The following is an 18,378-nucleotide window of genomic DNA, read 5'->3' on the forward strand; positions in this document are numbered from 1 at the left end:
TGGAGGGCTCCGCGGGAGTCGTTGACACCGCATGTGCACTCGATGCGTGTGCACATACCGTCCGGTCAACGACCTGTTCATGAGGAGCCCCCCACGTGACCGTCACCACGCCCTCCGCCTCCCGCGCGGCCGAGATCCTCGCCCGTCCGATCGCCCTGAACGGGTTCACGGTCCCCAACCGGATCGTGATGGCGCCGATGACCCGCCAGTTCAGCCCGGGGGGCGTGCCCGGTGAGGACGTGGTCTCGTACTACTCCCGCCGGGCCGCCGCCGGTGTCGGCCTGATCGTCACCGAGGGCACCTACGTCGGCCACGACTCCGCCGGGCAGAGCACCCGCATCCCGCGGTTCCACGGCGAGGAGCAGCTGGCGGGCTGGGCGAAGGTCGCCGAGGGCGTGCACGCGGCGGGCGGCACCATCGTGCCGCAGCTGTGGCACATCGGCATGGTCCGCAAGCAGGGCCAGCCGCCGGTGGCGGACGCCCCCGCCGTCGGTCCCTCCGGCATCCGCCTGGACGGCACCGAGGGCGAGGGCAAGGCGATGACCTCGCAGGACCTGGACGACGTCATCCGCGCGTTCGCCGAGGCCGCGGCCGCCGCCGAGCGCATCGGCTTCGACGGGGTCGAGCTGCACGGCGCCCACGGCTACCTCCTCGACCAGTTCCTGTGGGCGGGCACCAACCGCCGTACCGACGCCTACGGCGGCGACCCGGTCGCCCGCACCAGGTTCGCCGCGGAGATCGTGGCCGCCGTCCGCGCGTCGGTCTCCCCGGAGTTCCCGGTGATCTTCCGCTACTCGCAGTGGAAGTCGGACAACTACGACGCCCGCCTCGCCGAGACCCCGGAGGAGCTGGAGGCCATCCTCACCCCGCTCGCCGCGGCCGGTGTCGACGTCTTCCACGCCTCCACCCGGCGCTACTGGCTCCCCGAGTTCGAGGACTCCGACCTCAACCTGGCCGGCTGGACCAAGAAGCTCACCGGGAAGCCGACCATCACCGTCGGCTCGGTCGGCCTCGACGGCGACTTCATCAAGGCCTTCGCGGGCGAGGGCTCCGTGACCCGGGGCATCGACGACCTCCTGGACAGCCTGGAGCGCGACGAGTACGACATGGTCGCCGTCGGCCGCGCCCTCCTCCAGGACCCGGAGTGGGCGGCGAAGGTGCTGGCCGGCCGCACCGGCGAACTCGCCTCCTACGACGCCGCCGCGCTGAAGACGCTCAGCTGACCTGAGCCCCCGCACGCGCCCCGGGACCACCGGCGACCGGCCGGCGGGACCGGGGCGCGTGCGCACCGCACCGGGACGCGGCCCGGAACCGCCGGTACCGTCCCGGGCATGCGGATACTCCACCTCTCGGACACCCATCTGAACCGCACCGGCACCCCCGACCGCCGGGGTGTCGACGCCACCGCCTCCCTGCGGCTGATGCTCGACGAACTCAGCGGCCTGACCGGCTTCGACGTGGTCGTGGTCACCGGCGACCTCGCCGACGACGGCGCGGCCGAGGCGTACGCCACGCTGCGCACGCTGGTCGGCCGCTACGCGCGGGACCGGGACATCCCCGTCCTGTGCACCACCGGCAACCACGACGAGCGCGCGGCCTTCGCCGAGGTGCTGGGCAGCGGGCACCTGGACGCCGACGGCACCGACCGCGCCGAGCAGGTGTTCGGCGCCGGGGAGCTGGCCGCCGTCAGCACGGTCGGCGGCTGGCGGTTCGTCACCCTCGACTCCCTGGTCCCGGGCAAGGTGTACGGCCGCCTGGGCGCCTCCCAACTGGACTGGCTGCGCGAGGTGCTGCGCACCCCGGCCGAACACGGCACGGTCCTCGCCTTCCACCACCCGCCCTTCGCCCTCGGCCTCTCGGTGACCCAGCCCGCCTTCGGGCTGCGCGACCCCGGCGACCTGGCGGCGGCGATCCGCGGCGCCGACGTGCGGATGATCCTCAACGGCCACTACCACCTCCAGCTCTTCGGCCTGCTGGAATCGGTGCCGGTGTGGGTGACGCCGGGGGTCGTCAACCGGATCGACCTGACCGTGGCACCCGGTGAGCGGGCGGTGCGCGGGGCGTCGGCCTCCCTGGTGGAGCTGGGCGGACCGGCGGGCCCGCTGTGCCACACCTTCCATGCGCGCGATCCGCGGGCCCATGAGACCGTGTACGAGATCGACGAGGCGCAGGCCAGGGCGTTCGTCGCCCAGCATGGCTGACGGTTCACCCATACGGGTGACGGGTGTTCGGCACTCGTGTGACGTGCCGGACGTTCCACGAGTGACCGGCCGCGAGCGCGGCGGCGCCCCCACCGAAAGCGAGCGAGCATGACGACGAGTCAGTCTCCGCAGCCGCCCCATGCCGCCGACGGACCGGTCGTACGCACCGCGGCGGGCGCCGTGCGCGGGTTGCGGGAGGACGGGCTGGCGGTCTTCCGGGGCATACCGTTCGCCGAGCCTCCGGTGGGAGAGGCGCGGTTCGCGGCGCCCCTGCGGGCCCGTCCGTGGGAAGGCACACGCGAGGCGTACGCCTTCGGGCCGCCGCCTCCGCAGGACCTCGGCATCCAGGGGCGCACCGGCGTCCTGGAGACCCCCGAGGGCGACGACTGGCTGACGGTGAACGTCTGGTCGCCGGAACCGGACCCGGCCGCCCGCCGCCCGGTGATGGTGTGGATCTACGGCGGCGCCTACAAACTGGGCCACTCCGGCAGCCCCGGCTACGACGCCCGGCGCATCGCACGCGACGGCGACGTGGTCGTGGTCACCCTCAACTACCGCGTCGGCATGGAGGGTTTCGCCCAGATCGAGGGGGCGCCCGCGAACCGCGGCCTGCTGGACCAGGTGGCGGCCCTGGAGTGGGTGCGGGAGAACATCACGGCCTTCGGCGGCGACCCCGACCAGGTCACCGTCTTCGGGGAGTCGGCGGGCGGCGGCTCGGTGGCCGCACTGCTGGCGATGCCCCGCGCCCGCGGCCTGTTCCGCCGGGCGATCGCCCAGAGCGTGCCCGGCACGTTCTTCTCCGCCGAACTGGCCGCGGACATCGCGCGGGCACTCGCGGCGGAGGCCGGCCTGAGCCCCACCCGGTCCGGCCTGGCGGCGACCGATCCGCGCCGGCTGACCGAGGCCGGACAGTCCCTGGGCGTCAAGATGGCCCAGTACATAGGACGGTGGGGCCGGATCGCGCCCACGCTGACACCGTTCTCCCCGGTGGTCGACGGCGAGGTGCTGCCCACCACTCCCTGGCAGGCGGTGGCCTCCGGCGCCGCCCGGGACGTGGACCTCCTGGTCGGCCACAACCGCGACGAGTACCGCCTGTTCCTGGTCATGGGCGGGATGTACGGCAAGATCACGGAGGAGCAGGCGACCGGCGCCCTGCGGCTGTTCGCGCCGGGCGGTGAGGCGGGCGTGCACGCCTACCGGGAGGCGTTCCCCGGGGCGTCACCGGACGAACTGTACGAGCGGGTGCAGACCGACTGGCTCTTCGGCATGCCGTCGCTGCGCCTGGCGGAGGCCCAGGCCGCGGCCGGCGGCCGGGCCCACCTCTACGAACTGACCTGGGGCGCACCGGGCAACGGCGGACTGCTGGGCGCCTGCCACGGCCTGGACATCCCGCTGCTGTTCGGCACGTTCGACGCGGACCTCGGCGGCCTCCTGTGGGCGGGCACCGACGTCACCCCGGAGGCCGAGACCCTGTCCGCCCGCTTCCGTACGGCGTGGACGGCCTTCGCGAGGACGGGCGACCCGGGCTGGCCCGAATTCGACCTCCAGGACCGCCTCACCCAGGTCCTGGACACGTCACCGGCGGTCACGCCGTATCCGGAGGAGCGCAGCCGGAAGCTCTGGGAGGGCCACGAGTTCACTCCCGCCCCGCTGCTCGGCTGACCGGGGCGGCGCCGGGCCGGGGCGGGGATCAGAGGTTGCCGAGGGGCTCGATGTCCACGTGGACCGGTGTGCCCCAGACCCGGAGCACCTCGTAGTCGGTGAACTCGTGGACCAGCCGGTAGGCCATGGCAGGCCGGGACCCGCGGCGCTGGGCACCGATGTACAGCTCGGCCTCGCGCCGGTCGCGGCGCGGGGTGCCGCACAGCTCCCACTCCCGGCCGTTCCACGCCTCCGGCAGCCACCGCTGCTGGGCCTGCGGCCGGTCGGCCCGCACCCCGTACCGCGACATCGAAGGCCCCGCGGCGGCCTCGCCCTGCGCGGGCCGGGGCCCGCCCGCGTACTCCGACCGCCGGGCGGCCCGCCGCCGCGTCTCGCAGAGCAGGCACAGATCCGGGGCGCTCTCGTCCACCGGACCCTGCGGGTGCTCGGCGCACCGCGTGGCGGGCGCGGCCGAGCCGACGCTCTCCTCCAGCAGGTCGAGGGCGCGCCGCAGATCGTCCTTGACCTCGTGCAGTTTGGCGTCGGGCGTGGTGGCGGTCAGCGCCTCCCCGTGCTCGCCGAGCAGCCGAAGGGCCCGCCCCAGGGCGGTGAGCTGGGAGTGGTTCATAGGCTCCAGCGTGGCACACGGCACCGACAGCGCACCGGCGAGCCAGGATGGCACGGTTGGCCTACCCTTCACGTAGATGGTCCGTTATGCGGTCTCGTGCGGAGTTCTGTCGTGGACGGTCTCGCTGATCTGGGCGGCACACGGGGATGGGGTGCCGTGCACCCTCCGCCAGCCGGTGAACCGGTCTTCGCCGGGCCCTGGCAGCGCCGGGCCTTCGCCCTCGCGATCCTCTCCAGCCGTGTCGCGTCCGGCGGGGTCAACACGGACGCCTTCCGGCACGCCCTGGAGCGACTGGACCACGCCGCCTACTTCGACGACGGTTACTACGGCCGCTGGCTCAACGCCGGGGAACTGATGCTGGGCGACAGCGCGATCCTGGCGCCCGGTGCCGTCGACGCCCGCGCCCGCAACATGCGCGGCGAACACGTGCCCGAGCCGCCGGTCCCCGAGCCCGCCCGGCCCGACTACGCCCCGACCGCCCCCGGCTCCCTGCGCACCCTGGACTCCCCGGCGGCGTTCGCCGCAGGCGACCGCGTGCGAACCCGGGCCGCGTCCGTCCCCGGACACACCCGGCTGCCGCGCTACGCCCGCGGCCGTACCGGCGTCGTCCAGGCCGTCAGGCCCCCGTCCGTGCTCCCGGACACCAACGCCCACTTCCGGGGCGAGAACCCGCAGCACGTCTACTCGGTGCGGTTCGACTCCCGCGAGCTGTGGGGCGCCGGCACCGACGCCTTCGCGGTCACCGTGGAGATGTACGAGAGCTATCTGGAGGTCGCCGTATGACCACCGCAGGACCGGAGACCGGCTCCGCGGCCGGACCGGGGGATCGCCTCCCCCCGTCCCTGCGCACCGAGGCGCTGGAGCAACTGCTCACCGAGCGGGGCCTGATCGACCCCAGGGCGATGGACGCGATGATCAGGGAGTACGAGACCACCGTCGGTCCGCTCAACGGCGCGAAGGTGGTCGCCAAGGCATGGACCGATCCGGAGTACCGGCGCAGGCTCCTGGACGACGGCACCGCGGCCATCAAGGAACTCGGCTTCTCGGGGCCGCAGGGCGAGCACATCGTCGTCGTGGAGAACACCCCGACCACCCATCACGTCGTCGTCTGCACGCTCTGCTCCTGCTATCCCTGGCCGGTGCTCGGCCTGCCGCCCGGCTGGTACAAGGATCCCGCCTACCGCGCCCGCGTGGTGCGGGAACCGCGCCGCGTGCTCGCCGAGATGGGCCTGGACCTGGACGACGACGTGGAGATCACCGTCCACGACTCCACCAGTGAGGTTCGCTGGCTGGTCCTGCCCGAACGGCCGGCGGGCACCGGGCACCTCTCCGAGGAAGAACTCGTGCCCCTGGTCTCCCGGGACGCGATGGTCGGTGTCGCCAGGGCGGCGGGACCGTGACCGCCCCGCTCGACGCCGAGGGCCCGGCCGCACCGCCGCGCTCCAACGGCGAACTGGTCTTCGCCGAGCCCTGGGAGAGCCGCGTCTTCGGCATGGCCGTCAGCCTCCACGAGTCCGGCGCGTTCACCTGGCCGCGGTTTCAGGCCGCTCTGATCGCCAGGATCGCGGCGGCACCGCCCGACGAGCCGTACCGGTACTACCGGTTGTGGCTCGCCGCGCTGGAGGACGTACTGGCCGGAATGGACGCGGTGTCCGCGGACGAGGTCACCGCACGGGCCCGTGCCCTGGCCCGGCGCCCCGCGGGCCACGACCACGGCGTCACCGCCTGACGTCGCACGCCCTCGGGACGGGAGGGCGCGGGCGAGTCCGTCGCCCCCCGGCCGCCCGGCTGAGGAACCTCGGGTGACGTGGACATCCAGTACTCCCGCGGCGCCGGGCGCGGCGCGGACGGCGACCCGCCCGCGGAGCCGACGGGCAGACCGGCCGCGGACACCGCCGCCGGGTCACGAGGCCGGGGACGGCGGTGACGTGTGCGGGGCCGCCGTGGTGAGCGCGGCGCGCAGGTGGCCGCCGGACCGCTCCAGGAGGCGGGCGGCGGTGGGGCCGTCGACACCGGCCAGGATCACCAGGATGGCGTTCTTCACCTCGCCGCCGGTCGCGGCCAGGGCCCGCTCGGTCTCCTCCTCGTCCGCGCCGGTGGCCAGCGCCACGATCCGCCGGGACCGGGCGCGCAGCTTCTCGTTCGAGGCCCGGACGTCGACCATCAGGTTCCCGAAGGTCTTGCCGAGCCGGATCATCGTGATCGTCGACAGCATGTTGAGGACGAGCTTCTGGGCGGTGCCGGCCTTGAGACGGGTGGAGCCGGTGAGCAGCTCGGGGCCGACGACCACCTCGATGCCGTGCTCGGCGGCGGCCGCGAGCGCGCTGTCCGCGTTGCAGGACAGGCCGACGGTCAGGGCGCCCAGGCCGCGGGCGTGTGCGACGGCTCCGACGGCGTAGGGGGTGCGGCCGGACGCCGAGATCCCGACGACCGCGTCGGCGGCGCCGATCCCGAGGGCGTCGAGGTCCTCGCGGGCCCGTTCCGCCGAGTCCTCGGCGCCCTCCACCGAGGTGACCACGGCCGCGGGACCGCCCGCGATGACGCCGACGACCTGTCCGGGGGCGGTGTCGAAGGTGGGCGGGCACTCCGAGGCGTCGAGCACGCCGAGCCGCCCGGCGGTGCCGGCGCCGGCGTAGACGAGCCGCCCGCCCGCGGCCATCCGGGCCGAGATCGCGTCGATGGCGCCGGCGATCTCGGGCAGGCGCAGTGCGACGGCGGCGGCGACCTGGGCGTCCTCGCCGTTCATGAGCCGGGCGATGTCGAGGGTGGGCAGCGTGTCGATCTCGGAGAGCTCGGGCCGGAACGCCTCGGTGGTGAGCGTGTCGAGCTGGCTGCGGAGGGAGCGGTGTTCGGTGGTCATGGAGGACGGCTCTTTCTGACTCGGTCGAGCGCACACACCCAGGGGCGCGGACCCTGCTCGGCAGGCGGCTCCGCCGTGCGGGCACCCCGGCCCGCGGCGCGGCCGCGTCCGTCGCACCGCACGCGCCCCTACGGTCTACCGGGGCAAATTACGATGCCGGTGGGCCAACGCCTCGTAGGACGCCGCCAGCGCCGGTGCCGCCGTCTCGTACGTCCGCTGCGCGACGCCCACGAAGAGGCAGTCCACCACCAGCAGCTGACCGGTGCGCGAGGACATCGCGGCCGGCCGCAGCTCGCTCTCCCGCGAGGTCGACGTCGTCAGCACGTGGTCGGCGTACTGCGCCACCGAGGAGTCCGGCCGCCCGGTGACGGCGATGGTCGTCGCCCCGCGCTCGAACGCCACCCGCAGCGGCTCGATGACGTCGCCGGTGGCCCCGGAGTGCGTGATGGCGACGGCCACGTCACCCGCGCGCAACTGCACCGCGTTGGTGACCGCCAGGTGCGGATCGCTGTGCGCGTGCGCGATCAGTCCTATCCGCAGCAGCTTCTGCGTGAGGTCCTGGGCGACCAGCCCGGACGCCCCGATGCCGTAGACGTCGGTCCGCCGGGCGGCGGCGAGCGCGTGCACCGCGGCGCCCAGCTGGACGGTGTCCAGGCCGGCGGCGGTGTCCGCGAGGGCCTGCTGCTCGTCGTAGGCGAGTTTGGCCACGACGTCGGCGATCGGGTCGTCGACGGCTATGTCGGTGGTGATCGCGGGCGCCCGCCCGGACTGCTGGTGGGCGGCGAGCCCGGCGAGGGCGAGCCGCAGGTCGCGGTAGCCGGGGTAGCCGAGCAGGCGGGCGGTGCGCACGACGGTCGCCTCGCTCGTGCCGGTGCGCTCGGCGAGACCGGTGACCGTGAGCGCCGCACAGCCGGCCGGGTCGCCTGCGACGGTCTCGGCGACGCGCTGCATGGAGCGGGTCATGGACGGGGCGAGGGTCCGCACCTTGGCCGCGAGGGCGGCCGGAGCCGGCGGCGTGCTCCCGGGGGCCGGGATCCCGCCCGGACGGTTGCCGAAAATTTCCTTCACGTTCTCGGTCACTCCTGAAAGATATTTTCGTTGCGGGTGCCGGGTCAAGACCGCGCACAATAGGACCATGGACCCCGTGACCCCCCTGGAGCAGGCGCTGCACGCCGCCCGTGCCCTGGTCCTCGCCGACCTGGTCGCGGGCCAGGTCGCCGAGGCGGACGTCGTCTCGCTGGTCGAGGACTCCGTCGTACAGCGCCGCTGGTGGGTGGAGCAGTGGCCGGACGGCGTGACGTACGTGGCGGGGCTGGTCGCCCAGGACGTCCAGGACGCCCTCCTGGAGCGGTACGGCCGCTGGCCGCTGTGCCCGGTCTGCCCCACCGGCGACCCGCACGCCCTGGACGTCGAACCGGAACTGGGCCCGGACCCGCACTGGGTGTGCCACAAGGCGGGCGTGAAGGTCGCCTCCGTCGGCTCCCTGGGCCGGGCGACGGGCGGGACGGCGTCCTCGTGAGGGTGCTCTCATGACCGTGTACATCGACCCGCCGACCTGGCCCGGCCACGGCCGCATGTGGTCCCACCTGGTCAGCGACGTGTCCTACGCCGAACTGCACGCCTTCGCCGAGGGGTTGGGCGTGCCGCGCCGGGCCTTCGAGCGGGACCACTACGACGTCCCGTCGCACCGGTACGCGGACGCGGTGCGGGCGGGCGCGGTGCGGGTCAGCAGCCGCGAGGTGGTGCGGCTGCTGCACGGGGCGGGGCTGCGCCGACGCAAGCGAACGCTGCCGCGGTGATCCGCCTCAGCGGCCGCGCAGTTCGAAGGCAAGCCCCTCGCCGTCCGCGCTCACCTTGGTGAAACCGGCGCGGGTGACGACCGCCTGGGACGGGGTGTTGGCGGGGTCGACGGTGGCGAACAGGGAGGTCACGTCGGGGCGGGCCAGGGCCCAGTCGGCCAGCGCGCGCAGCGCCTCCGTCGCGTAGCCGTGGCCGCGGGCGGACTCGGTCAGGTCGTAGCCGATCTCGACGCGGCCGTCCTCGTCCGGCGCGGAGTGGAAGCCGAGGCCGCCGACCGCGCGGCCGTCCTCCCGGCGGACCAGCGCGAAGACCCCGAACTCCGGCCGGTGCACGCCCCCTTCGTACGCCTTCAGCAGGAACCCGGCGGCGTCCCGGGTGCCCTGGTAGGGGCCGCCCTCGGCCCACGTGAACCCGCCGTCGCCGCCCAGGCGCAGGTCGCGGGCCTCGGCGGGGCGGATGCCGACGAGGTCGAGGCGGTCGGCGGCGATGACGAGGTTGTTGCGCCAGCGCCATTCGGTGACCGGGGCGCGGCCGGACAGCTCACCGCGGCCGGTGGCCCACAGCAGGGTCGTCCAGGGCGACGGGCCGGGCTGGACGTGCGGGAAGAGCACTTCGAGAACCGCTGCGGCCAGTTCCTCCGAGGGCCGGTACGGCAGCCCCAGGGCCGCCGCCATGTCCTGCGTGTGCAGCAGCACTTCGGCGACGCCCATCGCGGCGAAGCCGGTCCGGTCGGCGCTGCGGAAGGGGTACGGGTGGAAGGCGCGGACGCCGTGCGGGGTGGTCCGGACGGTGGCGGCGAGCAGGGCGCCGGTCGTCTCGATCACGTGCAGCAGGCCGGAGTTGTCGGTGCCGTCGTCGAGCCTCAGCTCGAAGGGCACGTACGCGTCCTTCGCGCGCCCGGCCAGGTTCGCCGCGTACGCGACGAGGTCGTCGGCCACGTGGACCGCCGTCTCGTGACAGCTCCACTCCAGGCCCGCCGCCTTCACCGCCGTCCAGTCCCGGTCCGCCGCCGGCCGCAGCACCGCGACACAGGCCGCGACGGCCTCTTCCACCTGATCCCCGCCCATTTCACGCATGAGCCGCACCCTAGGACCCCGGATCCCGCGTGGTCGACAGCATTTCCAGCTCGGCGGCGAGGTTGTAGCGGGCGGTCGGCTCCCAATTGGACCGGCCGTACGGCGTCCTGAAGAGCCGCGGCAGGCCGAGGAGTTGGCGGAGGATCGCGGACCGGCCCGTGCGGAAGGCGTCGCTCGGCACGAAGTGGTACTCCTCGCGGACCTCGGCGGTGTAGGCGGCGTACGCGGCGGGCGGCGCGGCGAGGATCGCGAGGTCGGCGTCGCACAGGGCCTCGCCGTTGCGGTCGCCGGGCGCCGGGTCGTGGGTGACGGTGAGCCGGACCAGACGGGCGACCTCGGCGGTCCCGGCACCGGAGAGACCGGCCTCGGGCAGCGCGCGTTCGGCGAGGCGGGCCGAACGCTCCTCGTTCTCCGACCGGTCCGGCAGGTAGACGGCGTCGTGGAACCACGCGGCGAGCCGCACCAGGTCCGGCTCGTCCGCGTGCTCCGCCAGTACGTCGACGTGGTCGAGGACCGCCGTGAGGTGGGCCGTGGTGTGGTACCGGCGCTGAGGTTCGCGCCAGCGGTCCAGCAGGGCCGTGGCGTACCGGTCGGGGTCGGGCAGGCGCGGGTCGTCGCCGCGCGCCGCGAGGAGGGCGTGCCGGAAGCGGGCACGCAGTTCCTGGAGATCGGCCATGCCGGCATTCTCCCGCCTGCCACCGGCGAGCCCCTAGCGTGGACCGCATGACTGCTGCCGACGAAGTACGTGACCCCACGCTGCCCGGACGTCTGCTCGCCGTCGAGCGGGACGCGCTGCTCCCGCTCCTGCGGTCCCGGCCGGACGCGGATCTCGCGCTGCCGACCCCCGCGTGTCCCGGCTGGACGGTGCGCGACGTGCTCGCCCACTGCTCGGCCGTGCTGGTCCGGGTGGTGGAGAGCCGGTTCGAGAAGGGGGTGTTCTCGCCCGAGTCGAACGAGCGGGACATCGCCGAGCGCGCCGAGTGGACGAACACGCGGGTCCTCGACGAGCTGGAGCGCGGGATGACCGAGGCCGGGGAGGTGATCGCGGAGCGCGCCGACGGCGCCTGGGACCCGATCGCCTTCGGCGAGTGGGTGCACGCCGGTGACGTCCGCGACGGCCTCGGCGAGCCGGGCGCCTACACCGGCGAGGGCCGGCCGCACGCGCTCTCCCTGCTGGCCGGCATCACCCGCGACCGGGGCCGGCCGCGCCTGCAGGCCGACCTGGACGACGTGGACGAGCCGCTGCACCTGGGCGTGGTGAGCGGGACCCGGACCCCGGCCCGCTTCATCGGGGACTCGGCGACGCTCGTGCGGCTGTACACGGGCCGGGCGGTCGACGGGGTGTCGTACGAGCTGACCGGGGCGGCGGTGGAGGAGCTGAATCTGTACGGGTGAGCGGCCGGGGGCGGTCTCGCGCCCGTATACGGTCCCCCCGTACCCTTTGATTGGACTAGACCTCCTGAGGTCGGCCGGCCGGTCCCGGGATCGGCCGGCCGTGCCGGGGTACACGGGGAACACCACGGAAGGGGCCCTATGAGCACGCGTGCAGTCCTGGAGGTGATCGCCCTCGACGCCGAGGACGCGGTCGCCGCCCAGGCCGGAGGCGCGGACCGCCTCGAACTGGTCACCGACATGGCGGCCGACGGGCTGACCCCGTCGCCCGGGACGTTCACCGCGATCCGGGCCGCCGTGGACATCGACCTGCGCGTGATGCTGAGGCTGACGGACGGATTCGCCGCGGGCGACGTCGACCGCCTGGCCGCGGTGGCCGCGGAGCTGCGCGCGGCCGGGGCGGACCAGTTCGTGCTCGGGTTCCTCGGCACCGGCGGGGACGTGGACCTGGCCGCCGTGGAGCGCGTGACGGCCGAGCTGGCGGGCTGCCGCTGGACCTTCCACCGGGCCATCGACCGCGCCGCCGACCGGGACGCGCTGCGCAAGCAGCTCGCCGACCTGCCGGGCCTGGACACCTACCTCACCGCGGGCGCCGCGGCCGGCGTGGACGAAGGCCTGCCCACCCTGCTCGCCGAGGCACGGCGCCGCGGCGAACCGGGATACGGACAGACCCTCCTGGTCGGAGGCGGCCTGCGGCTCGACCACGTGCCCGACCTGCTGGCGGCCGGCATCGACGCCTTCCACATCGGCGGCGCGGCCCGGCCGGACGGCTGGCAGGGCCCCGTCTCGGCACCGGCGGTACGCGCGTGGCGTCAGGCCCTCGACACGGCCTGACCGACAGCGGGCCCGCCGGACGCCGGGGCGGTTCCGGCGGTCCGGCGGCCGTGCGCGTCAGTCCAGCTGGGACGGGAGCGGGGACGCGTGCGTCACGATCAGGCCGGAGACGGCACGGGTGAGCGCCACGTAGAGGCGGCGCAGGCCGGTGCGTTCGTCGGGTTCGCCGTCGACCACCGCCTGCGGCTCGTCCAGCACCACGTAGTCGTACTCCAGGCCCTTCGCCAGCGACGCCGGCACCAGGGTGAGGCGGGTCTCGGCCGTCGTCTCCTCACCGGGGGCGAGGTACCCGATGCCCGCCGCCGCCAGGGCGTCCGCCAGCGCCGGTACCCGCGCGTCCGCCGCGATCAGGCCCGTCGACCCCTCGTTGCGCAGCAGCTCCTCGCAGGCCGCCACGGTCTCGGCGGCACCGGCGGCCGGCCGCACCGCGAAGAAGCCGGGGTTCTCCCGGACCGACGCCACCGGGGCGAGGCCCGGCGCGATGTGCGGCAGCAGCCGGGAGGCGTAGCCGATGACGTCCGTCGGGACGCGGAAACCGGCCGTCAGCTCCTCGATCACGCCGTCCGACTTGCCGAGGTGGGCCAGCGCCTCGTCCCAGCTCCGGGTCGCCCACGGCGTGGTGCCCTGCGCCAGGTCGCCGAGGACGGTCGCCGAGCCCGTGGTGCAGCGGCGGCCGACCGCGCGGTACTGCATGGGCGACAGGTCCTGCGCCTCGTCCAGGACCACGTGGCCGAGGGAGTGCGTCCGCTGCACGAGATCCGTCGCCTCGTCGATCAGCACCGCGTCCGCGGCCGACCACCTGGCCGCCTTGACGCCGCGCACCGGCTTCGCCCAGAGGATCGTCTTCTGCTCGTCGTCGCCGAGGACGCCCGCCGCGTGCACGGCGAGGAAGTCCGCGTCCGTCAGCAGGCGCAGCACCAGCTTCGCCGGGTCGACGGGCGGCCAGACCTGTTTGACGGCCGCCTTCACCGCCGCGTTGCGCGCCACCGCGTCCTGCACGCGGTCGTCGGGAGCCTCGCCCGAGCGTTCCATCTGGACCAGGACGGCGTGCGCGATGCGCTGCGGCAGGGCCTCGCGCGCGGCGCCGTACCGGATGCCGCGGTCCAGCAACTCCTGGACGATGGACTCCAGTTCGTACGCCGGGACGCGCCAGCGGCGGGAGCCGCGGACCACCACGACCGGCTCGGTGGGCATCGTGACGTGCGCGTACACCGCCCGGCGCAGCACCTCCGCCATCCGGGCGTCGCCCTTGACCACCGCGGCGGGCGCGGGGTCGGTGCCGCGCACCTCGACGCCGTTCGCCACCAGGTCGTCCACCGTGGCCTGCTGGACCGTCAGCTCGCCGAGCGCGGGCAGCACCTGCTCGATGTAGTGGAGGAAGGACCGGTTCGGCCCGATGACCAGGGTGCCGGTGCGGGCCAGGCGCTCCCGGTGGGCGTAGAGCAGGTACGCGACCCGGTGCAGGCCGACGGCGGTCTTCCCGGTCCCCGGCCCGCCCTGCACGCACACGGTGCCGCCGAGCCCGCTGCGCACGATCTCGTCCTGCTCGGGCTGGATGGTCGCGACGATGTCCCGCATCGGCCCGACGCGCGGGCGCTCGATCTCCTGCTGGAGCAGCTTGCTGGTCCGGGCCGCCTCGCCGGGGTCGGACAGGTGCTCGTCCTCGTACGCGGTGATGTCGCCGCGGGTGTACCCGAAGCGGCGGCGCAGCGAGACGTCCAGCGGGTCCTTCTTGGACGCGCGGTAGAACGGCTGCGAGACCGGCGCCCGCCAGTCGATGACCATCGGGTCGCCGTCGTGGTCGTGCACGTGCCGGCGGCCGATGTAGAAGCGCTCGCCGTCCGCGCCCTCGGCCTGGTCGGCGCCGGGGGCGTGCAGGTAGTCGAGGCGGCCGAAGAAGAGAGGGGTGTCGCTGAGGTCGGCCAGCGCCTTGATGCGCTCCTCGATCTGGCGGGCCAGTACCTCGGCGTTGACCCAGTTCGCGGTGACGTCGCGGATGTCCAGCGACTCGACGTCCTCCCGCATGGCCCGCAGGGCGGCCCGGGACCCGGCGAGGTGGGCGCGCTCGCGGGAGAGGGGGTCGGTGGCGGCTGCCGCGTGCGGGTCCGTGAGGGGGTCGTGGGCGGGCGTGGACAAGGGAGTGCCTCCGAGGCCTGCGGATGGGGTGGCGCCCACGGATGAGTGGCGCACAGGTGGCGGTCAGCCGGCCGGTTTCCGTCCGGTCGGCGGCACTCCGGGGAAGGAGGCGGGCAAGAGCGGAGATTGTAGTGAGGTGAGGGCGGGGGAGGCCAATGGATTTACGGCGGGGCGCGCCGCGGGGGCGGGGCGGGCGCGGCCCGGACCGGGATCGGGGTCGGGGTCTGGGCCGGGATCGGGGTCGGGGCCGCGGTGAAGGCCAGAGCCGGGGCGAAGGCCTGGGCCGGGGCCGGATCCCTGAGAGGGTGCGGTTCTCGGGGGCCGGGTCCCTTAGGGGGCGTGTCCCTCGTGGGGTGGGGCGGAGACGGGGGGTGCGGTCCATCGGCGGGTGGACCGGCGGGGGCCGGAAATTGGACCCCTGGACCGATGCCGTACTCGTGTCCGAAGTTCCACCATGGAGGCATGAGCGCAGCAACCATCCATCCAGCCCCGAGCCGGCCACCGGGCGCCACCGCCCTGGACGGCGTCCCGCACCCGCACCACCGTCTGGGCGACGCCCTGCGCGCCGTCAAGGTCTTCGTCGGCGCGGCGTTCAGCGTCGCCATACTCGGCGAGTACGGCGAGGAAGCGGGCATACGCCGCAGGTGACGGCATAGGGTCACCTCCGTGCCGAACCGGACGGTGACGTCTTCCCCCCTGCCCTCCCGCACCCTGCCCCTCTCCCTCCTGGCGGTCTCCCTCTCCTCCTTCGCCGTCCTCTGCCTCCTGCTGCACGCCCCGATGGCCGATCTGCTCGTCTACCGGGCCGAGGGCGAGGCCGTGGTCCACGGCGGCGACCTGTACGGCTTCACGGTCACCCCATGGCGGCTGCCGGCGACGTACCCGCCCTTCGCGGCGGTCCTGTTCGTCCCGACGACGTGGATCCCCGTCCCGGCCCTGAAAGCGGCGTTCCTCGCGGGCAACGCGCTCCTGCTCGCGTGCCTCGTCGCCCGCTCCGCCCGCCTGGCCGGCCGCCCGGCACCCCTCCCCGTGCTGTGCACGGCCACCGCCCTCGCCCTGTGGCTGGAGCCGGTCTTCCAGACCCTGCTCTTCGGCCAGATCAACCTGCTGATCGCCTGCCTGGTCCTCTGGGACCTCACCCGGCCGCCCGGCGCCCGCGGCAAGGGCGTGGCCCTCGGGATCGCGGCGGGCCTCAAGCTCACCCCGGCGATCTTCATCGCCTACCTGTTCCTCACCGCGCGCAGAAAGGAGGCGGGCGTCGCGGCGGCGTCCTTCGCCGCCACGGCGGTGCTCGGTGCCCTGTTCCTCCCGGCGGCGACCGTGGACTTCTGGACGCGGCGCCTGTTCGAGACCGGCCGGGTCGGCAAGGCCTGGATCGTCGACAACCAGTCGCTTCAGGGCCTGGTCGCGCGGGCGACGGGCACGGAGGCACCGGGCCCGGCCTGGGTGCTTCCGGCGGCCGTGCTCGCGGCGGCGGGCCTGTGGCTGGCGACCCGCGCCCACCGAGCCCACCGAGCCCACGGACAGCGCGGCGAGCGCCTGGGCATCCTGCTCACCGCGTTCACGGCACTGCTGATCAGCCCGATCAGCTGGTCCCACCACTGGGTGTGGTGCGTGCCGCTGCTCGCGGTGCTGTGGGCGGAGGGGCGGCCGTTCGTCGCGGCCTGCACGGCCCTGGTGTTCACCGCCCGCACGATGTGGGTGCTGCCGCACGAGGGTGACCGGGACCTGCACCTGCCCTGGTGGCAGCAGCCGTTCGCCGCGCCCTACCCGCTGCTGGGCCTGGCGCTGCTGGCGGGCGCGGCGCTGGCCCTGCGGCGGCACGCCCGCGCCCGGCCGGAGCGTCAGCCCTCCGTGCCCGCGACGCCCTCCGTGCCCTCCGCGAGGAGTTCGTCCGCGTCGACGATGCGGTAGGCGTAGCCCTGCTCCGCCAGGAACCGCTGCCGGTGGGCGGCGAAGTCCTGGTCGATCGTGTCGCGGGCGACGACGGAGTAGAAGTGCGCCTGGTGGCCGTCGGCCTTCGGGCGCAGCACCCGGCCGAGGCGCTGGGCCTCCTCCTGGCGGGAGCCGAAGGTGCCCGACACCTGGATGGCGACCGTCGCCTCCGGCAGGTCGATGGAGAAGTTGGCGACCTTCGAGACCACCAGCACGCTGATCTCGCCCTCGCGGAAGGCGTCGAAGAGCTTCTCGCGCTGGGCGTTGGAGGTCTCGCCCTTGATGACGGGGGCGTTCAGGTGCTCGCCCAGCTCGTCGAGCTGGTCGATGTACTGGCCGATGACCAGGATCTGCTGGCCGGCGAAGCGCTTCACGATCGCCTCCGTGACCTTCCGCTTGGTCGCGGTGGTCGCACAGAAGCGGTACTTCTCCTCGGCCTCGGCGGTGGCGTAGGCGAGCCGCTCCGAGTCCGTGAGGTTGACCCGCACCTCCACGCAGTCGGCGGGCGCGATGTAGCCCTGCGCCTCGATCTCCTTCCACGGGGCGTCGAAGCGCTTGGGCCCGATCAGGGAGAACACGTCCGATTCCCGGCCGTCCTCGCGCACGAGGGTGGCCGTCAGCCCCAGCCGCCGGCGCGCCTGCAGGTCGGCGGTGAACTTGAAGACAGGAGCCGGCAGCAGATGGACCTCGTCGTAGACGATCAGACCCCAGTCGCGGGAGTCGAAGAGTTCCAGGTGCGGGTAGACGCCCTTCCGCCGGGTGGTGAGCACCTGGTAGGTGGCGATCGTGACGGGCCGGATCTCCTTCCGCGTCCCGCTGTACTCGCCGATCTCGTCCTCGGTCAGGCTGGTCCGCTTGACCAGTTCGTGCTTCCACTGGCGCGCGGAGACGGTGTTGGTGACGAGGATCAGCGTCGTCGACTTGGCCTGCGCCATGGACCCCGCGCCGACCAGCGTCTTGCCCGCCCCGCACGGCAGCACGACGACACCGCTGCCGCCGTGCCAGAAGTTCTCCACGGCCTGCTTCTGGTAGGGCCGCAGCGCCCAGCCGTCCTCGGCCAGCTCGATCGGATGGGCCTCGCCGTCCACGTATCCGGCGAGGTCCTCGGCGGGCCAGCCCAGCTTCAGGAGCGTCTGCTTGATCTGCCCGCGCTCGGAGGGGTGCACGGCCACGGTGTCCGGGTCGATCCGGGCGCCGACCAGCGGGATGATCCGCTTGGAGCGCAGGATCTCCTCCAGGACCGGACGGTCGGTGGTGGTGAGCACCAGGCCGTGCGCCGGGTGCTTGGAGAGCGTCAGCCGGCCGTAGCGGTCCATCGTCTCCGCGATGTCCACCAGCAGTGCGTGCGGCACCGGGTAGCGGCTGTACTCCACCAGCGCGTCGACGACCTGCTCGGCGTCGTGCCCGGCCGCCCGCGCGTTCCACAGGCCCAGCGGGGTCACCCGGTAGGTGTGGATGTGCTCCGGCGCCCGCTCCAGTTCGGCGAAGGGGGCGATCGCCCGACGGCATTCGTCGGCCCGCTCGTGGTCGACTTCCAGGAGCAGCGTCTTGTCGGACTGGACGATCAGCGGACCATTCACGCGCGGCACCCTTTCCCTTTCGGCCCATGCGGCCATCGCCGTGGCGGCCATCGTCATGGGCCAAAGTTCCAGTGTGCCTCATGGGCCGGGGGTTCCGGGCCGAGAGCGAGCGCGGCCCGGTGGGGGCTTGTCACGTGGGACCAGCGAGCCCACCTTCCTGGGGGCGCGGGGAACTGCGCGAACGGCCCCCGCCGGCCCGCGGCCGACCGACGACCCGACCCGGCCCCCGCCGTCCCCCCCCCCCGGGCGCCCGGCGACGCAACCCTCGGCCCGTTTCGGGTGTCATGTCCCGGGG

Annotated in this window: 19 protein-coding genes; 12 read left to right on the forward strand and 7 right to left on the reverse strand. The window is 74.1% G+C overall.

Annotated elements, in window-relative coordinates:
* The first annotated feature begins 95 nt into the window (after window positions 1–95).
* The 3 genes from ACIQOE_RS27370 (at window position 96) to ACIQOE_RS27380 (ending at window position 3,863) form a co-directional block, all read left to right on the forward strand.
* On the forward strand, window positions 96–1,223 hold the full coding sequence (locus tag ACIQOE_RS27370) for an NADH:flavin oxidoreductase (protein ID WP_401414298.1): 1,128 nt from the start codon (window positions 96–98) through the stop codon (window positions 1,221–1,223).
* A 108-nt stretch (window positions 1,224–1,331) separates the two neighbouring features.
* The gene (locus ACIQOE_RS27375; protein WP_401414301.1) at window positions 1,332–2,201 is read left to right on the forward strand and encodes a metallophosphoesterase; all 870 of its coding nucleotides are present in this window, start codon (window positions 1,332–1,334) and stop codon (window positions 2,199–2,201) included.
* A gap of 108 nt (window positions 2,202–2,309) precedes the next feature.
* Complete coding sequence (locus ACIQOE_RS27380; RefSeq protein ID WP_365559312.1) at window positions 2,310–3,863, forward strand: carboxylesterase family protein; 1,554 nt, start codon at window positions 2,310–2,312, stop codon at window positions 3,861–3,863.
* A 28-nt stretch (window positions 3,864–3,891) separates the two neighbouring features.
* On the opposite strand, the gene ACIQOE_RS27385 is transcribed toward ACIQOE_RS27380, so the two are convergent.
* Window positions 3,892–4,470 carry a hypothetical protein gene (locus ACIQOE_RS27385; RefSeq protein WP_351321442.1) on the reverse strand — a complete coding sequence of 193 codons (579 nt, stop codon included), beginning with the start codon at window positions 4,468–4,470 and terminating at the stop codon, window positions 3,892–3,894.
* A 111-nt stretch (window positions 4,471–4,581) separates the two neighbouring features.
* On the opposite strand from ACIQOE_RS27385, the gene nthB reads away from it, so the two are divergent.
* Genes nthB through ACIQOE_RS27400 form a run of 3 tightly spaced genes read left to right on the forward strand, consistent with a single transcriptional unit; the run spans window position 4,582 to window position 6,199 of the window.
* Window positions 4,582–5,253 (forward strand): nitrile hydratase subunit beta, encoded by a 672-nt coding sequence (gene nthB / locus ACIQOE_RS27390; RefSeq protein ID WP_401414304.1) that lies wholly within the window; start codon window positions 4,582–4,584, stop codon window positions 5,251–5,253.
* Window positions 5,250–5,870: a nitrile hydratase subunit alpha gene (gene nthA, locus ACIQOE_RS27395; protein ID WP_401414306.1), complete on the forward strand. Its 621-nt coding sequence runs from the start codon at window positions 5,250–5,252 to the stop codon at window positions 5,868–5,870. Before nthB ends, nthA begins: the two co-directional genes overlap by 4 nt.
* A complete protein-coding gene (locus ACIQOE_RS27400) occupies window positions 5,867–6,199 on the forward strand; it encodes a nitrile hydratase accessory protein (RefSeq protein WP_401414308.1) in 333 nt (110 codons plus the stop codon). The genes nthA and ACIQOE_RS27400 overlap by 4 nt, the downstream gene beginning before the upstream one ends.
* A gap of 174 nt (window positions 6,200–6,373) precedes the next feature.
* Here the strand turns inward: ACIQOE_RS27400 and murQ are convergent, their stop codons facing one another.
* Both murQ and ACIQOE_RS27410 read right to left on the reverse strand, forming a co-directional pair.
* Window positions 6,374–7,330: an N-acetylmuramic acid 6-phosphate etherase gene (gene murQ / locus ACIQOE_RS27405; protein WP_401414310.1), complete on the reverse strand. Its 957-nt coding sequence runs from the start codon at window positions 7,328–7,330 to the stop codon at window positions 6,374–6,376.
* A gap of 135 nt (window positions 7,331–7,465) precedes the next feature.
* Window positions 7,466–8,410 (reverse strand): MurR/RpiR family transcriptional regulator, encoded by a 945-nt coding sequence (locus ACIQOE_RS27410; RefSeq protein WP_351321438.1) that lies wholly within the window; start codon window positions 8,408–8,410, stop codon window positions 7,466–7,468.
* A gap of 55 nt (window positions 8,411–8,465) precedes the next feature.
* Between ACIQOE_RS27410 and ACIQOE_RS27415 the strand changes: the two genes are divergently transcribed.
* Window positions 8,466–8,849 (forward strand): hypothetical protein, encoded by a 384-nt coding sequence (locus tag ACIQOE_RS27415; RefSeq protein WP_351321436.1) that lies wholly within the window; start codon window positions 8,466–8,468, stop codon window positions 8,847–8,849.
* 10 nt (window positions 8,850–8,859) lie between these two features.
* Window positions 8,860–9,129 (forward strand): DUF4031 domain-containing protein, encoded by a 270-nt coding sequence (locus ACIQOE_RS27420; protein ID WP_351321434.1) that lies wholly within the window; start codon window positions 8,860–8,862, stop codon window positions 9,127–9,129.
* Window positions 9,130–9,135: 6 nt separating this feature from the next.
* On the opposite strand, the gene ACIQOE_RS27425 is transcribed toward ACIQOE_RS27420, so the two are convergent.
* Both ACIQOE_RS27425 and ACIQOE_RS27430 read right to left on the reverse strand, forming a co-directional pair.
* Window positions 9,136–10,206: a GNAT family N-acetyltransferase gene (locus tag ACIQOE_RS27425; protein ID WP_365575104.1), complete on the reverse strand. Its 1,071-nt coding sequence runs from the start codon at window positions 10,204–10,206 to the stop codon at window positions 9,136–9,138.
* 10 nt (window positions 10,207–10,216) lie between these two features.
* On the reverse strand, window positions 10,217–10,882 hold the full coding sequence (locus ACIQOE_RS27430) for a hypothetical protein (RefSeq protein WP_365559306.1): 666 nt from the start codon (window positions 10,880–10,882) through the stop codon (window positions 10,217–10,219).
* 47 nt (window positions 10,883–10,929) lie between these two features.
* On the opposite strand from ACIQOE_RS27430, the gene ACIQOE_RS27435 reads away from it, so the two are divergent.
* Window positions 10,930–11,601, forward strand: coding sequence for a maleylpyruvate isomerase family mycothiol-dependent enzyme (locus ACIQOE_RS27435; protein ID WP_365559304.1), 672 nt, complete (start codon window positions 10,930–10,932; stop codon window positions 11,599–11,601).
* A 138-nt stretch (window positions 11,602–11,739) separates the two neighbouring features.
* Entirely contained in the window at window positions 11,740–12,432 is a 693-nt protein-coding gene (locus tag ACIQOE_RS27440) for a copper homeostasis protein CutC (RefSeq protein WP_365559302.1), read from the forward strand.
* A gap of 57 nt (window positions 12,433–12,489) precedes the next feature.
* Here ACIQOE_RS27440 and ACIQOE_RS27445 read toward each other — a convergent pair whose 3' ends face one another.
* Window positions 12,490–14,568 carry a HelD family protein gene (locus ACIQOE_RS27445; RefSeq protein WP_401414314.1) on the reverse strand — a complete coding sequence of 693 codons (2,079 nt, stop codon included), beginning with the start codon at window positions 14,566–14,568 and terminating at the stop codon, window positions 12,490–12,492.
* 462 nt (window positions 14,569–15,030) lie between these two features.
* Here ACIQOE_RS27445 and ACIQOE_RS27450 point away from each other — a divergent pair, with 462 nt between their 5' ends.
* Complete coding sequence (locus ACIQOE_RS27450) at window positions 15,031–15,216, forward strand: hypothetical protein (protein ID WP_351321422.1); 186 nt, start codon at window positions 15,031–15,033, stop codon at window positions 15,214–15,216.
* Window positions 15,217–15,234: 18 nt separating this feature from the next.
* A complete protein-coding gene (locus ACIQOE_RS27455; protein ID WP_401414316.1) occupies window positions 15,235–16,482 on the forward strand; it encodes a glycosyltransferase 87 family protein in 1,248 nt (415 codons plus the stop codon).
* On the opposite strand, the gene ACIQOE_RS27460 is transcribed toward ACIQOE_RS27455, so the two are convergent.
* Window positions 16,413–18,083, reverse strand: coding sequence for a DNA repair helicase XPB (locus ACIQOE_RS27460; protein ID WP_365575092.1), 1,671 nt, complete (start codon window positions 18,081–18,083; stop codon window positions 16,413–16,415). The genes ACIQOE_RS27455 and ACIQOE_RS27460 overlap by 70 nt on opposite strands.
* Window positions 18,084–18,378: the final 295 nt, after the last annotated feature.

The organism is Streptomyces sp. NPDC091282, from assembly GCF_044757385.1.
Taxonomy (GTDB): Bacteria; Actinomycetota; Actinomycetes; order Streptomycetales; family Streptomycetaceae; genus Streptomyces; species Streptomyces gramineus.